A 355-nucleotide genomic window follows, 5' to 3' on the forward strand; every position below is an offset into this window, starting at 1 on the left:
TGGGTGAGGCGTGATGCGTACCCGTTTGTGGGGATGTTGGTGATCCTATGCTGTCGAGAAAAGCCTCTAGTGAGTGCATGTATGGCCCGTACCGTAAACCGACACAGGTGGTCAGGTAGAGAATACTAAGGCGATCGGGTGAACTGTGGTTAAGGAATTCGGCAAAATGCCCCCGTAACTTCGGGAGAAGGGGGGCCACTGCTGGTGAACGACGTGTTGAGCTGGTGGTGGTCGCAGAGAGTAGAGGGAAGCGACTGTTTACTAAAAACACAGGTCCGTGCGAAGACGGGTAAGTCGATGTATACGGACTGACGCCTGCCCGGTGCTGGAAGGTTAAGAGGACCCGTTAGGTCAC

Annotated in this window: 1 rRNA gene; it reads left to right on the forward strand. The window is 54.6% G+C overall.

The features are described from left to right. Window positions 1-355, forward strand: a 23S ribosomal RNA gene (locus tag QP140_RS09830); the annotation flags it as partial.

Source organism: Corynebacterium sp. UMB9976, assembly GCF_030212265.1.
In the GTDB taxonomy this organism is placed as follows: Bacteria; Actinomycetota; Actinomycetes; order Mycobacteriales; family Mycobacteriaceae; genus Corynebacterium.